This is a genomic window from Caldisericum insulae, from assembly GCF_047785965.1.
Lineage (GTDB): Bacteria > Caldisericota > Caldisericia > Caldisericales > Caldisericaceae > Caldisericum > Caldisericum exile_A.
This window is the reverse complement of record NZ_JBLOBF010000001.1, coordinates 232,396-246,218: the sequence shown is the minus strand read 5'-3', so window position 1 is coordinate 246,218 and position 13,823 is coordinate 232,396. Positions and strand designations below refer to the sequence as shown.

13 protein-coding genes are annotated in these 13,823 nt (G+C 31.8%); 9 read left to right on the top strand and 4 right to left on the bottom strand.

Annotated features, from left to right (window positions below; all coding sequences use genetic code 11):
* Positions 1-12: 12 nt before the first annotated feature.
* The 4 genes from ACMV0E_RS01245 to ACMV0E_RS01230 all read right to left on the bottom strand — a co-directional run bounded on the left by ACMV0E_RS01245 (position 13) and on the right by ACMV0E_RS01230 (position 4,503).
* On the bottom strand, positions 13-162 hold the full coding sequence (locus ACMV0E_RS01245) for a hypothetical protein (RefSeq protein ID WP_416084552.1): 150 nt from the start codon (positions 160-162) through the stop codon (positions 13-15).
* Positions 163-401: 239 nt separating this feature from the next.
* Positions 402-962 carry a 16S rRNA (guanine(966)-N(2))-methyltransferase RsmD gene (gene rsmD / locus ACMV0E_RS01240; protein WP_416084551.1) on the bottom strand — a complete coding sequence of 187 codons (561 nt, stop codon included), beginning with the start codon at positions 960-962 and terminating at the stop codon, positions 402-404.
* Positions 962-3,337 carry an ATP-dependent DNA helicase RecG gene (recG, locus tag ACMV0E_RS01235; RefSeq protein WP_416084550.1) on the bottom strand — a complete coding sequence of 792 codons (2,376 nt, stop codon included), beginning with the start codon at positions 3,335-3,337 and terminating at the stop codon, positions 962-964. The genes rsmD and recG overlap by 1 nt, the downstream gene beginning before the upstream one ends.
* The gene (locus ACMV0E_RS01230; protein WP_416084549.1) at positions 3,334-4,503 is read right to left on the bottom strand and encodes a phosphopentomutase; all 1,170 of its coding nucleotides are present in this window, start codon (positions 4,501-4,503) and stop codon (positions 3,334-3,336) included. Before ACMV0E_RS01230 ends, recG begins: the two co-directional genes overlap by 4 nt.
* A gap of 113 nt (positions 4,504-4,616) precedes the next feature.
* On the opposite strand from ACMV0E_RS01230, the gene ACMV0E_RS01225 reads away from it, so the two are divergent.
* Genes ACMV0E_RS01225 through ACMV0E_RS01185 form a run of 9 tightly spaced genes read left to right on the top strand, consistent with a single transcriptional unit; the run spans position 4,617 to position 13,816 of the window.
* Positions 4,617-5,417 (top strand): lipoate--protein ligase family protein, encoded by an 801-nt coding sequence (locus ACMV0E_RS01225; protein WP_416084548.1) that lies wholly within the window; start codon positions 4,617-4,619, stop codon positions 5,415-5,417.
* Between the two features lie 13 nt (positions 5,418-5,430).
* Positions 5,431-7,047 carry a peptidylprolyl isomerase gene (locus ACMV0E_RS01220; RefSeq protein ID WP_416084547.1) on the top strand — a complete coding sequence of 539 codons (1,617 nt, stop codon included), beginning with the start codon at positions 5,431-5,433 and terminating at the stop codon, positions 7,045-7,047.
* 3 nt (positions 7,048-7,050) lie between these two features.
* On the top strand, positions 7,051-7,902 hold the full coding sequence (locus tag ACMV0E_RS01215) for a hypothetical protein (protein WP_416084546.1): 852 nt from the start codon (positions 7,051-7,053) through the stop codon (positions 7,900-7,902).
* Positions 7,899-8,693 carry a hypothetical protein gene (locus ACMV0E_RS01210; RefSeq protein WP_416084545.1) on the top strand — a complete coding sequence of 265 codons (795 nt, stop codon included), beginning with the start codon at positions 7,899-7,901 and terminating at the stop codon, positions 8,691-8,693. Before ACMV0E_RS01215 ends, ACMV0E_RS01210 begins: the two co-directional genes overlap by 4 nt.
* The gene (locus ACMV0E_RS01205) at positions 8,683-10,203 is read left to right on the top strand and encodes a hypothetical protein (protein WP_416084544.1); all 1,521 of its coding nucleotides are present in this window, start codon (positions 8,683-8,685) and stop codon (positions 10,201-10,203) included. Before ACMV0E_RS01210 ends, ACMV0E_RS01205 begins: the two co-directional genes overlap by 11 nt.
* Positions 10,200-10,826 (top strand): deoxynucleoside kinase, encoded by a 627-nt coding sequence (locus ACMV0E_RS01200; RefSeq protein ID WP_416084543.1) that lies wholly within the window; start codon positions 10,200-10,202, stop codon positions 10,824-10,826. Before ACMV0E_RS01205 ends, ACMV0E_RS01200 begins: the two co-directional genes overlap by 4 nt.
* Entirely contained in the window at positions 10,807-12,297 is a 1,491-nt protein-coding gene (locus ACMV0E_RS01195) for an AAA family ATPase (RefSeq protein ID WP_416084542.1), read from the top strand. Before ACMV0E_RS01200 ends, ACMV0E_RS01195 begins: the two co-directional genes overlap by 20 nt.
* Positions 12,297-12,887, top strand: a complete 591-nt coding sequence (gene tmk / locus ACMV0E_RS01190; RefSeq protein WP_416084541.1) for a dTMP kinase — start codon at positions 12,297-12,299, stop codon at positions 12,885-12,887. Before ACMV0E_RS01195 ends, tmk begins: the two co-directional genes overlap by 1 nt.
* On the top strand, positions 12,884-13,816 hold the full coding sequence (locus ACMV0E_RS01185) for a PEGA domain-containing protein (protein ID WP_416084540.1): 933 nt from the start codon (positions 12,884-12,886) through the stop codon (positions 13,814-13,816). The genes tmk and ACMV0E_RS01185 overlap by 4 nt, the downstream gene beginning before the upstream one ends.
* The last annotated feature ends 7 nt before the right edge of the window (positions 13,817-13,823 follow it).

The following is a 13,823-nucleotide window of genomic DNA, read 5'->3' as shown; positions in this document are numbered from 1 at the left end:
CACCTTGCAAATTTAACCATTGGAATTATAATACATTTTGATGATAAAACAAACATTTAAAATTTTAACTTCATGCTTTGCTGTTGCCTTTGTTTTGACTTCTATAACCTTTTTAATTACATACATAATATATGGGCCTAATTTAATTTCACTTTTAAACACTTATTTTTTTGAAGGAAGCCTTTTAATTGTAATAAGCGCAATTCTCTCACTTGGAAATTTAGGGGAAAAGGTTCCTCTTTCTAAAATATATTTCCAAATTCTTAAACCTTTGTTTAAGGAAACAAAGCTCGACCAGAATTTAGGGTTAAACTCTTGGTTACTGCTATTTCTAACTGGACTTTATATTTACGGGTTCATGTTCCTTATACACATTATTTTTAAGCCAACGTTCTGATTAGTTACTCTGCTACAAAATAAGAAACTAAGATCTTCCCATACCTTTTCTCTTTATATTTCGAAATTAATAAACGGCCCTTATATTCTTCATTTAATATCTCTTCTTTTGAATGTTCAGCAATAATTACTGAATTGCTTTCAATAATAGAAGAATCTTTGAGTATTTCAAGTATCTGACTTACAAAGTGCATTTTATAAGGAGGATCAAGGAAAATAAAATCAATTTTTCTTTCTAATTCAGGCTTGGACAGAAATTTAAAAACATCTTTAAAAATAACTTTAGAATTATCTATAATCCCGAATCTTAAAATATTTCTCTTTATTACTTGAATTGCCCTCGGATTGTTTTCGACAAAATAAACAAACTCAGCGCCTTCGCTTAAAGCTTCTATACCCACAGCTCCAGAACCCGCAAATAAATCGAGAAAAACCTTTCCGTAAATATCAAAACGAATTACATCAAAAATGGCTTCTCTTACTCTATCGCTTGTAGGTCTTAGTTCTAAATCTTTTGGTGGTGAAACGATTTCCATTCCTTTGAACTTACCAGTCACAACTCTCATCATGCAACCTCTATGAGCGGAATTTTATTCTTATATTTAATTGATAGCAGTTTATAAAACTCCTTTAGTTTTTCGGGATCATATTTTGTATTTCCACTAAGAAGATTTAATGCTTCTTCTCTTGCAATTTCAAGAATTTTCATATCCATTTCCCCCACAAGAGTAGTTATTTTAAAGTCAGGAAGACCAGACTGTTTTGTCCCAAAAATTTCTCCAGGCCCCCTGAGCCTCAAATCAAATTCGGCAACTTCAAAACCATTGTTGGTTTTCTCAAGAATGTTGAGTCTTTCAATCGCATCTTTAGAAGGGTTCCGCGTGATAAGAAAACAATAAGACTGAAGATTGCTTCTTCCAACCCTGCCTCTTAACTGGTGAAGTGTTGCAAGACCAAATCTGTCTGCATCTTCGATAACAATAACAGTTGCATCTTTCACATCAACCCCCACTTCAACAACTGTAGTGGATACAAGAATTTGGTATTTCCCGTTTCTAAAATCTTCCATGACTTGGGCCTTTTCCTTTCCTGACATTCCACCGTGCAACTTTGCGATTTTATACCCTTTGAGATGATTTTGTGCTAATCTTTCATACACTTTTTCAACAGATTGCGCATCCAAACTTTCTGAATCTTCAATAAGAGGACAAACAACATAAGCCTTGTGACCTTTGTCTAATTCTTCTCTTACATGTCTATATGCAAGCTCTTCTTCATTATAAAACACTCTTGTAATAACGGGAATCCTTCCCTTTGGTAGCTCTTTTATAACACTTACATTAAGGTCTCCGTATAAAGTTAATGCAAGAGTTCGGGGAATTGGCGTTGCGCTCATTACAAGCGTATGAGGAATTATTGCTTTTTCTTTTAATGAACCTCTCTGGAGCACCCCAAAACGGTGTTGTTCATCAACAACTATAAGCCCAAGTTCCGCAAATTTGACAGATTCCTCAATTAGTGCATGGGTTCCAAAAACCATATCGGTTTTATGTTTTTCCAAACCTTCAAGAATTTCTTTTCGCTTTCTACTTGAAGTGCTTGAAGTTAAAAGAGCAAGCTCTATTGGAGTATTTTTAAATATTGTAATCGCAGTTTTAAAAGTCTGTTCTGCAAGTATTTCAGTTGGGCTCATCATCACTGATTGATAACCATTTTTATAAGCAATAAATAATGAAAAAAGAGCAACTATTGTCTTTCCAGAACCTACATCACCATGCAAAAGTCTGTTCATTGGATGTCCAGATGTAAGATCATCAATGATATCTTGAATAACTTTCTTCTGGTCTATTGTAAGCTCAAAAGGGATTAGAGCATTAAATTCGTCAATATATTCCTTTTTAATAACAAATCTATATCCCTCGCTTTCTTCTATAAGATGTTTCCTTCTACCTAAAATGTATTGCAGTTCAAATAATTCATTAAAAATAAGACGTTCTTTTGCCTTCTTCAAACTCTCAAAGCTTTGTGGAAAATGGATGTTAGAAATTGCGTAATCTAAAGAAACCATATTCCTTCTCTGTAAAATTTCTTCATCTACATAGTCAAATAATTTACTTCCAGTATTTTCGATAAGATTTATCAATTTATTCCTTAAAATCTTCTGACTTAAACCTTCTGTTAAACTATAAACTGGGGCAATTCTCAATGTATTGATAAGTTCCTTTCCCTCTTGAGGAATTTCGTAGTCAGGTGACGGCATTTCCCATTTACCGTATGAAAATTGCACTTTTCCAAACAAGAAAATTTCCATACCTTCTTTAAGAATGTTTTTTAAATACGGTTGGTTAAACCATGTAGCTACTATATAGCCAGTACCATCTGTTCCTAAAACTGAAACAATATTTAATTTTCCTTTTCTTTCCTGAACCGAAACAATTTTAACTTTAAGCAAAGCTGCTTCGCCATTTTTCAAAGAATAAATTTTCTTTACATTTCTAAGATCAAGATATGCTCGGGGAAAATAATACAACAAATCATAAACAGTTTCAATATTAAGTTTTTTGAGTTTCTTTGCAATTTCAGGCCCAACACCTTTAACAAATTGAACAGGTGTAAATAAATCAGATAATTTTATTCTATTTTCAACACTAGTTTCTGAATACGTATTTCTTTTAACTTCACTTTCTTCTTTGCCTTGTTCGTTGTCATTCAGTTTTACTTCATCTAAGATTTCAAACGCTTTACTAATAACTTCTTTTCGTTTCTCTAAAGGTAATGAATTATAGTTTAAAAATATTTTAAGTAATTCATTTTTCTTGAAATCTACAGTTCTATCAATAAAGTCTAAAACAAACTTATCGAAACCTCCAATTACTGAATCATTTTTATAGCCTCTCTTCCTTTCAAGTAATAATAGCTTTCTAAGTTTCTCCACACTCATTTGTAAATTAAATCAAGAAAGCTTGAACCATTAATTCTTTCAACATTAAATATCTGTGACAAAGTCGCTGAAATATCGGCAATACTTTGTCTTAAACCAAGATTAACATTTGGTTTAACATGATCACCATAAACAATCAATGGTGTAAATTCACGTGTATGGTCTGTATGAGCTTTAAAAGTTGGATCACAACCATGATCTGCCGTAATAATTAACATATCGTAGGGTTTCATTTTTTCAAGAATTGCTGGAATCATATTATCTACATCTTTGAGTCCATTGCCATATGCTTTAAAATCTCTCCTGTGTCCCCAGTTTGCATCAAATTCGACAAGATTGGTAAAAATAATCCCCTCATAATCCTTCGAAACTTCTAAAATTGTCTTTTCCAAGCCATCAATATTGTTCTCAGTATGAATACTTTCTGTAAGACCTACTCCAGCAAATAAGTCATGAATTTTTCCAATCCCTACTACATTCAATCCTTTCTCTTTTATCAAATCCAAAACAGTCTTATAAGGAGGTTTTACTGCATAATCTCTTCTTTCTGAAGTTCTAATAAAACCTGTTTCAGGAGTTCCTATAAAAGGTCTTGCAATAACCCTTGCAACTTCATGTTCACCTACACAAACTTCATATCTTGCAACTTCACACATTTTGTATAGTTCATCAAGAGGTATTACATCCTTATGGGCCGCAATTTGAAAAACTGAATCAGCTGAAGTATACACTATTGGATTACCTGTTTTCTTATGTTCCTCATAATATTCTTTAATTATTTCTGTACCAGAAGCGGGTTTATTTCCAAGAACTTTCTTGCCTGTAAGTTTTTCAAACTTATCTATTACTTCCTTCGGAAAACCATTTGGATATGTTGGAAAGGCCTTTTTTAGAATGACTCCTGCCATCTCCCAGTGACCACTAATAGAATCTTTCCCTTTAGAGTTTTCACGAAGTCTTCCATATGAAGCTATATAGTTTCCATTTTCATTAAAAACAACACCCCTTAATCCCAGTCTTTCGAGATTTGGTAACCTTAAATCAGGATTATACTGAAGAGTATGCAATATGGTGTTTGCACCCCAATCACCATACTCTATAGCATCTTCTGCTTCACCTGCTCCTACGCTATCAAGAACCAAAATAATTACTCTTTTAATTTCCATTTAAACCTCCATTATTGTTTTTTAGGCTTTAATATTTTACTACAAAAATATATCTTTTAAAATTTTTCCGTTTGGCTTGATTAAAAAAACAAATTCTGATAAAATTTTGGGTAATGTATAGGTTTATTGACACTGGAAAAAACAATGGTGCCATGAATATGGCAATTGACGAGGCACTACTAATTGCGCAGGCAAATTTTGGCACTCCTCCTGTCCTTCGTGTTTACCAGTTTGAACCCTCAACTCTTTCTATTGGCTACTTTCAGAGTGCAAACAAGGAAGTTGATTTTGAGAATCTCAAAATAATGGGGTTTGATTTTGTAAGAAGACCTACAGGCGGCAGAGCTGTGCTTCACGATAAAGAGCTAACTTATAGTATAACGATTGCCTATCCTAACAAAATTCTTGAAATGAACCTCTTAGATTCCTTTCACTTTCTTTCAAAAGGAATAATTCGCGCAATTGAGATAATGGGAGGAAATGCATACTTCTCTCAAAGTGAAGATAAAGAAGTTTCAAGTCCTTCTTGTTTTGCTTCACCTACATTTTCAGATATTTTAATGAATGGAAAAAAGGTAGTTGGATCTGCCCAGATGAGAAATAAATTTGGGTTACTTCAGCACGGTTCTATACTTTACAAAGTTGATATTGAGTCAATTTTTAAATGCTTCAAGCTTGAAGAAAAACAAAGAGAAAGACTTATAGAAATTGGAAAACTTAAAATTTCATCTTTATCAGACGAATTGAGAAGAGAAGTTGGCTTCAAAGATATAAAAGAGACCTTAAAAAAAGGTATGGAGGAAGTTTTAGGAGAAAAAATGGTTGAAAGCAACTTAACCAAGGAGGAATTAGAAATTGCATATGATTTATACAAAAATAAATATAATACATTAGAATGGAATTTTATGAAATGAGAGGTGAGTATAAATGGGTAGGCAGAGCAAAATTAAAAAATTAAGACGTGAAGGAAAACTTCCTAGGGTAGAAAAAGAAAAACCAACTCCTTTATGGGTAAAAATTTTAATTGTTATTCTTATTTCAGTTTTAGTTTTAGGTAGCGCCTCTGCTGTCTGGGGATATGCAGAAAGAAACATGGCAGCAAAAGTTGGAAAAGAAACTATCACTATCGATCAGGTAAATAATGAGTTAAACTACTACAGAGATTTATATAAACAATTAAACATGACTTTAACACAACAACAAGAAGCGCAACTTAAAGATAATATCCTTCAAAGTTTAATTGAAGAATCGCTTCTTGTTCAATATGCAAAAGACCATAATCTGAAGATAGACGAAACACAATACAAGAAAAATTTGGAAGATCAAATAAATCAGACAATAGAACAAGGAAAGAAAAATAATGGAGAAAAAACATTTTTAGATTTTGTAACTGGACAGTACGGATCTCTTGATGCATATAAACAGTACCTTGAGAAAATCTACGGACCTTATGTGGAAAGACCCCTTCTTGCACAAGCGGCCTTAGATCAAAAATACAAAGATATAAAAGTTACAGATGAAGAAATAAAGCAATATTTCAACTCAATAAAAGAAGTTTCTGCTGAGCACATTCTTGTTCTTCTGCCTGATAATCCAAATAAGTCTCAAATAAATAATGCAAAAAAATTGGCTGATGAAATATTAAATGAAATAAACGATTTAAAAGCTAAGGATAAAAATTTTAATTTCGCAACTTTTGCTCAAAAGAAAGTTAAGGAAATAAATGACAAAAACAATGGCAAGGAAGTTCTAAAATACGAAAACCTTGGTTATTTTCCAAAAGGACAAATGGTTAAAGAATTTGAAGATGCATGTTTCAACCCCAATGCCAAAGTAGGCGATATAATAGGACCTATTAAAACCCAATATGGATATCACATAATTCACATCTTGGGTAAAAAAACGGTTGCTGAAACCTATGACCAACCAGAAAAAGTAAATGTAAGGATTGTTCAATTCAACTTTGATCCAAAAGATGCAAAATCAAAAGAAAATGCATATACTTCCGCAAAAAGTATCTCAATTCAAACAAGAAATGGAATGAGTTTCATAGAAGCAGTAAAAAGGTTTTCACAAGATGAGACCACTAAATCTAAAAATGGAGAAACTGGATTCTTTACAAAAGATGAGAAACCCGAGATTTTTAGTGCAGTTGTGAATCTCAAAAAAGGCGATATTACAGATCCAATACTTGTGCAAAATTCTTATGTTGTAGCTCAACTTATCGACAAACAGCCCGCAAAAAAAGCGACGCTTGAAGATAAAGATATCTACAATAAAGTTAAGGATGAACTTATTAACAACAAGAAAGCAGAATTGAAGAAGCAGTTCATAGATGAGCTAAAAAGAAAATACCATGTAAGAACTACCAATCCTGGAAGAATCCTTGCAAATTTCTTGAATAAATATTTAGTCACTCCGTTTAATAACTTTAACAATTGGATAAGTAATTTGTCAAAGCCTTCAACTACAAGCCCCACAAATCAACAGAACAGCACAACAACACAGCCCCTTGAACCTGTAAATCCATCCTCGGGAAGTTAAGATATGGAAAGGAAGAAAATATTAGTAAAAAGAAAAAAAATTAGTAAGAGTTACAAAAAACCAATTATCATCGGTTCAGTAGTTGTATTATCTGTTATTCTTCTTTTAGTATCACTCTATGTAAGTCTCATCCTTCCTTGGAAGAATGTTTATCTTAAAGTTGGCAACGATAAGATAACATACGATGAAATAAATTATCAAATTTATCTTGCTTCGAAAACTTTAAATTCTCCGCTCCCCAATCTCCAAACTGGAGATCCGAAATCACTTGCAGCCTCAAGGAATGTCCTTCAACTTGCCTACATAAATGCAATCTCAGATGGAATTCTTTATAATAAAGCACTAAGAGATAATTTAAATGTAAGCCAATCCGAAATTGATTCTTATATTGCAAACCTTAGAGATTCTGTATCTCAAGGTTTTAACAACAAGGAACTTGCATTAGAAGATTTTTTAAGCACAATTGGCGTAAGAAAGTCATCGTTAAGAGATATAGTTTATAAGAAGTTGTTAGCCGATAAAGAAATAGATCTCTTAACAAAAGATATAACAGTTTCAGAGCAAGAAGTGAAAAATTTCTATGAAGAATTTTCACAAGTATATGTTAAAAACCCTAACGAAAAGGAAAAATATTTTAAGGAACATTATGAGAAGATCATAGAAGACTGTTTAAGGAGTAAAAAAGATCAATATGTTTCAACAACATTAAGGACTAACATCATTAATGAAGGAATAAAAGATATACAAGTCGATAATCCATACAAGAAATTAATGAGATTCTGGTATGGTACATTCCTTGGCACACAAATTCCAGAAATTTATAAGGCCACAAATGTTCAGGACTTATTAACATGAAAAAGTATTTAATAAATTCACTTGGAATTCTCATACTTATTGTGCTTCTGTTTAACATTACAGAGGTAAAAGTTTTTGACGAAGCACTAAAAACTCCTATTAGTGGAGTAAAGGTAAATAATTTTCTTACAAACGAGCAAGGTATTGCAAAATTTTTAGATTTAAATTTTAACCAGTTTCTCATTTTTGAAAGAATTGGTTATCAAGCAACTAAGTTAAAAATAGGGATAAAACCAATATATAGAGTCATACAAGTTAACCTTACAGAGGGAGATTTATCTTACATAAAGGAACAAATTAACATTTGGGCAAGCAAGGTTTCTAAATACAAATATGAGCTCACTAATTCTGAAACAGGATACTCATACACCTTTGTCCAAGTCATTAATGGTGAAGATAAATATACTAAAACTATTACGAACCAAAACGGACAAATAACGGAAAGGGAAATTTTTGTTATTTCTGGTAGAGTTTACACGAGGGAAAACGGCAGACAAATACAAGAGATTACTGAGAACAAGGAGGATTTTCTTGCTGATAATTTAGTTATAATTCCTCTTGTGGATGTTATAAATGAATTCTTAGCATCAGTAAATGAAAAAGTTAAATATGAAACACCTACAAAATTCATTTTTTCGAGTAGCGATTCGAAAAATACTCTCACGTTGAATCTCTCAAATAATGGTATACCTTCTGAATTTACACTTGAAAATATAAATGGAAACAAAAGAGAAACAGTTAATCTAAAAATAGATCTTGATAATGTAGAGGTGAATCTAGATGAAAATTGAAAATGATCTTGATTCACTAATAGAAAATTTCTTTGATGAATATTACTATTTCTTTTCATCTTTTGCAACACTTAGGGGAATTCATAGATATGACTACAAACTTTCTACTTACGATAGAAATGAATTAAATAATTTTAAAAATTTTATAAGCGAGACACTTTCTTCATTAAAGAATTATGAGGAAAAAAATAAAAATCTAAAAACACATGACTCAAAAACATTTAAAACGTTTTTAGAAAACACTTTTCAATTTGTTGATGACGGATTATACGACAATCCACAGTTCTTTGTTTTTGATGCCTTCATTGGCATAGTGTCTGTTGCTCTAGTCCAAACGAAACCAATAAGTATAAGAAGCAGAAACTTTTCCGAAAGACTAAGTACATTAAAGTATGTAAATGATTACATAAGAACTTATGTAGTTAATATAACGGAGCTTGAAAGGAAGGCAATATTACGAGAGATTGATTATCTTGAGCACTTTATTAATCAATTCTCAACATATTTGCTTACAAAAAGCGATACTGACAAAAAAGAAAACTTGAAACTGGAAAAAACAAACGCAATAGAATCACTAAATGAATTAAGAAAATTAATTAAATCAATTAAGGCAGGAAGCGATGTCAAATTGAAAGGAATTCTCGATTTCCAAAATCTCGACAATAATTTTGTGGATTTAAAAAGATTCTTAGAAGATAACCTTATTTCAATATCTGAGAATTTGATAAAGAAAGCAAGAGAAATAAAAATTGCAAACCCTTATAAGGAAACCATTAAAGAAGTAATTTCACAAAGAGAGCAGTATAATGAAGTCGCAATAAAAGATATTTTAAATTCAATTGAAAGCCTCATAAGGACATTTTTGCCTTATGAAAAAATCGAATTTGAAAAAAAGGTTTTTATTGATTCAAGTGAATTTCCCGATATTCTTTCAAGTCTCATTGGTTATACGATACCGTCGGGAGAATTTGATACAAAAAGGAATGTTCTTTTTATTGTGAGAAATGAAGAAAATTATTACTCTTTACTCTACCAAATAATATCAAACTTATTTCTTGGCAAACCTTTCATAAACTTCTATAGAGTTAGTATTAAGAGCAAAAAAAAGTATTTTTTAAATCAACTTCTTTACAATGGGCTTCCAGTATACCTAAGAAGAATAATATTCGATGATATAAAAGGAAACTTAGGAAGACAATTTGAATTAGTTTATTATTACGAGGAGTACATTACAATTTTGAAAGCTTATATTCAAAATGAAATTTACTTTAGAAATTGGAATATGCTTTCAGTTGAAAATTTTGTTAACGAAGATAAAATATTATTAGATAAGGAAAAATTTATAGAAGACTTTGTGTATGATATGGGAAGAAGTTTTCTTGCAGTACAAGGATTAAATGCAATCTTTGACCTTAAAAGAGAAAAAAGAGTTAAATCTAACGAATTTATTGCAAAACTTCTACAGAATATGCACTACCCGTTTTCTACAATAAGACAACTTATAAAATGAAGCCAAAATTCATAGTAGCAATAGCAGGAAATATAGGTTCTGGCAAATCAACTCTTTCAAAATACTTAAGCGAAAAATGGAAGTTTGATATACTTGAAGAACCGGAAGCAAAAAATCCTTTTATTAAAAAATTTTATAAAGATCCAGAAAGATGGGCGTTTCATTCACAATTATTCTTTCTTACTGAAAGGGCAAACCTTCAATTAAGAATAGAAAAGAATTCTTCAAACATCATTCTTGATAGAACCATTTATGAAGATGCTGAAATATTTGCTAAAATCCTTTTAAACGAAAGTGAATACAAAATATACAAAAAAATTTACGAGCACTATCTTGAAATAATAACTCCACCAAATTTTATAATATATTTAAGGACTTCGGTAGATACACTTATGGAGAGAATAAAAATAAGAGGAAGAGGCTACGAAAAAACCATTAGAAGAAATTATATTAAAAAGCTTAACGATAGATACGAAGAGTGGATCAAAAATTTTAAAATTTCACCAGTTTTAACTATTGATACAGATAAATACGAAATTTACAGTCTATTTGGAGATATTGAAGAGATAAGAAAAAATATAGAAGAATTTTTCTGGAGGATGAATGAGAGACGAACAAACTGAATTTGAAAAACAAGCGTTCCTGGAAATTCTGCCTAAAAACATAAAGGAAAAACTTCAAAATATTGGAGAATTTGATAATCTTATCGAAGTAGTATTAGATTTGGGTAGAAAACCCGAAGCAAGGTTTACAAATAGAACTGTTTATTTAAGAGACGAACCTGTAACAAGAGAAGAGATCAATGAGACACTTCAAAAAATTGGGGTTTTTGACAGAGACCATAGAGCTGGAATAGAAAAAACACTACATAGAATTTCAGGTGTGTTCAATAGAAGAGGCGAAGTAATTGGACTTACCTGTAGAGTTGGCAGAGCAGTTTACGGAACCGTTGAGGTATTGAAAGATATTATAACAAGCGAGAGAAATTTGCTTCTTCTTGGAAAACCTGGCGTTGGAAAAACAACCCTTTTAAGAGAAGCGGCAAGGGTTCTTAGTACTGAACTTGGTAAACGAGTTATTGTAATAGATACGTCCAATGAAATTGGAGGAGATGGTGATGTTCCACATCCAGGAATAGGAAATGCAAGAAGGATGCAAGTCCCATTTGGTACTGCACAGGAAGAAGTTATGATTGAGGCAGTTGAAAATCATTTTCCTGAAGTTATCATTATTGATGAAATAGGAAGGGCGGAAGAAGCAAAGGCATGCAGAACGATTGCAGAAAGAGGTGTTAGGCTTATTGCAACGGCACACGGGACAAGTATAGAAAATTTACTTGTAAATCCAACACTTCAGGATCTCATAGGTGGTATAACATCTGTCACTCTTAGTGATGAAGAAGCTGCAAGAAGAGGAACTCAAAAAACTGTGCTTGAAAGGAAATCACCTCCTACATTCGATACGTTAATAGAGATAAGAGAAAGAGGAGTTTTTGCAATCTATCATGATGTTGCAGAGACAGTTGATGCTTTGTTACGTGGTTTTCCTGTATTTCCAGAAATAAGAAAGTCGGGCGAAAGCACAATGTTTGAACAGTTAAAAATAAATCAAGAAAAGACAAGCATAGAGAATCAAAAAGATAGTGAGTTAAAGATATTTGCTCTTGGAATAAATGCAAGTTATATTGAACGTGCACTTCACTCTATAAGGCTAAAGGGAAGAATAGTTAAAAACATAGAACAGGCAAACCTTATTGTTTGCGATAAAAAGTCTCTCGAAAAAAAGAAAGAGATACTAGAATATGCATCGAATTTACAAATACCAATAAAAGTTATCGAAAGGAACTCTCTTGGAGGAGTAAAAGATTTCATAAAAGAATTAAAAAACAAAGGAAAACCGAAAACATCTGTTGATTTTGAAGAAGTTGAAAATATAATTGAAGAGGTAATAGAAAAAGGTGTTCCTAAAGAAATAGAAGGCAACCCAGACGAACTTCAAGAAAAAGCTGATCTTATCGAAAAATATGGGCTTGTTACAGAACTTGTTGGCCTGAAGCCACATATGAGGCTTATCATTTATCCAAGGAGAAAATAATGTTCATCACTTTTGAAGGAATAGATGGCTCAGGAAAATCGACACAAGCAAAACTTTTGAAAAATAATTTAGAGAAACTCGGTTTTGAAGTAATCCTTACAAAAGAACCAGGAGGAACCGAGTTTGGTAATTACATAAGAAATATTATATTAAGTATAGAAATGGACCCTGTTTCAGAATTCTTGCTTTTTGCATCTGATAGAAAAACTCATGTTAGAGAAATTGTTAAGCCTAATTTATCGAAAGGCTTTATCGTAATTTCAGACAGATTTCATGACAGTTCCGTTGCATATCAAGGCTATGGAAGAGGCGTTTCAATCGATTTCATTCATTACGTCCACAACTTTATACTTGAAGGAATTATCCCGAATCTTACAATTATTATTGATATTAATGAGAGATTGAGTTTCGAAAGAATTAAAGACGCAGATAGAATAGAAAAGTTAGGAATTCATTTTCTTAGAAATGTAAGAAACGGATATCTACAAATTGCCAGACTTGAAGAGAGATTTTTTATAGTTGATGGAAGTAAACCCGTTAAAGAATTGGAAGAGATTATTCTTAATAAGGTATTGGAGAAACTAAAATGAAAAAAATATTAATTCTTATACTTTTGCTTTTTGTTTTTATAATTGGCTTTGTCCTGTTTAAAATGCTATCAAAAGAAAGCGGAAGTATTTCGGTAAATTCTTATCCTCAAAAGGCTTCAGTCTATATTAACGGAGAGTTAAAAGGAGAGACACCTCTTGTAATAAATTCACTTCCCTTTGGTACTTATGAAGTTCTGATAAAACTTGAAGGATACAAAGAATATAAGGAAGAAGTAGTGCTTTCGAGTACAAATCCTAATGCTCTTGTAAACACAATTTTAGAACATGCCGTTTTCACAGTAAGCGTTGACTCTGACCCAACAAATTCTACTGTTTATGTTGATGGTGTTTTAAAAGGTAAAACTCCTATGTTAATCTCTGATTTAATTGCAAATCAAAATCATATAATCGAAGTAAAACACGAAAATTACAAGAATTGGAAACAAATAATCACTGGAAACTCGAATGAATCAATAAACTTATTTGCAAAACTCGAACCTATTACAACTGAAATTATTGTAAATTCTATTCCTGATAAAGCAACAGTATTCCTTAACAATGCTGAAGTTGGTAAAACACCACTTGATCTAAAAGATTTACCTGAAGGAAAATATATTTTAAGAGTAAGCCTTCCTCAATATGAACCCTATATAGAAGAAGTGGAAATTAAGAAGGGAATCACTTTAAAGCGTGATATTGCCCTTACAAAGGCAAAGTACTATATTGCAATTTCAAGTAATCCGTCTGGTGCAAAAGTATTTGTCGATGGAGTTGATATGGGTATCACTCCTCTTGAACAAACTTCTATCACGGAAGGAAAACATAAAATTCGTATAGAATTAGATGGTTATCTTCCATATGAGACAGAAGTTTCAGTGATAGAAAATCAACCAACTGTCATTTCAATTAATCTTTTAAAATTACCTTAAAACTCCT

What these genes read in the sequence shown, in the direction of transcription:
- rsmD (WP_416084551.1), bottom strand. Translation starts at nt 962, where the DNA reads ATGAGAGTTGTGACTGGTAAGTTCAAAGGAATGGAAATCGTTTCACCA.
- recG (WP_416084550.1), bottom strand. Translation starts at nt 3,337, where the DNA reads ATGAGTGTGGAGAAACTTAGAAAGCTATTATTACTTGAAAGGAAGAGA.
- ACMV0E_RS01230 (WP_416084549.1), bottom strand. Translation starts at nt 4,503, where the DNA reads ATGGAAATTAAAAGAGTAATTATTTTGGTTCTTGATAGCGTAGGAGCA.
- ACMV0E_RS01225 (WP_416084548.1), top strand. Translation starts at nt 4,617, where the DNA reads ATGTATAGGTTTATTGACACTGGAAAAAACAATGGTGCCATGAATATG.
- ACMV0E_RS01220 (WP_416084547.1), top strand. Translation starts at nt 5,431, where the DNA reads ATGGGTAGGCAGAGCAAAATTAAAAAATTAAGACGTGAAGGAAAACTT.
- ACMV0E_RS01215 (WP_416084546.1), top strand. Translation starts at nt 7,051, where the DNA reads ATGGAAAGGAAGAAAATATTAGTAAAAAGAAAAAAAATTAGTAAGAGT.
- ACMV0E_RS01210 (WP_416084545.1), top strand. Translation starts at nt 7,899, where the DNA reads ATGAAAAAGTATTTAATAAATTCACTTGGAATTCTCATACTTATTGTG.
- ACMV0E_RS01205 (WP_416084544.1), top strand. Translation starts at nt 8,683, where the DNA reads ATGAAAATTGAAAATGATCTTGATTCACTAATAGAAAATTTCTTTGAT.
- ACMV0E_RS01200 (WP_416084543.1), top strand. Translation starts at nt 10,200, where the DNA reads ATGAAGCCAAAATTCATAGTAGCAATAGCAGGAAATATAGGTTCTGGC.
- ACMV0E_RS01195 (WP_416084542.1), top strand. Translation starts at nt 10,807, where the DNA reads ATGAGAGACGAACAAACTGAATTTGAAAAACAAGCGTTCCTGGAAATT.
- tmk (WP_416084541.1), top strand. Translation starts at nt 12,297, where the DNA reads ATGTTCATCACTTTTGAAGGAATAGATGGCTCAGGAAAATCGACACAA.
- ACMV0E_RS01185 (WP_416084540.1), top strand. Translation starts at nt 12,884, where the DNA reads ATGAAAAAAATATTAATTCTTATACTTTTGCTTTTTGTTTTTATAATT.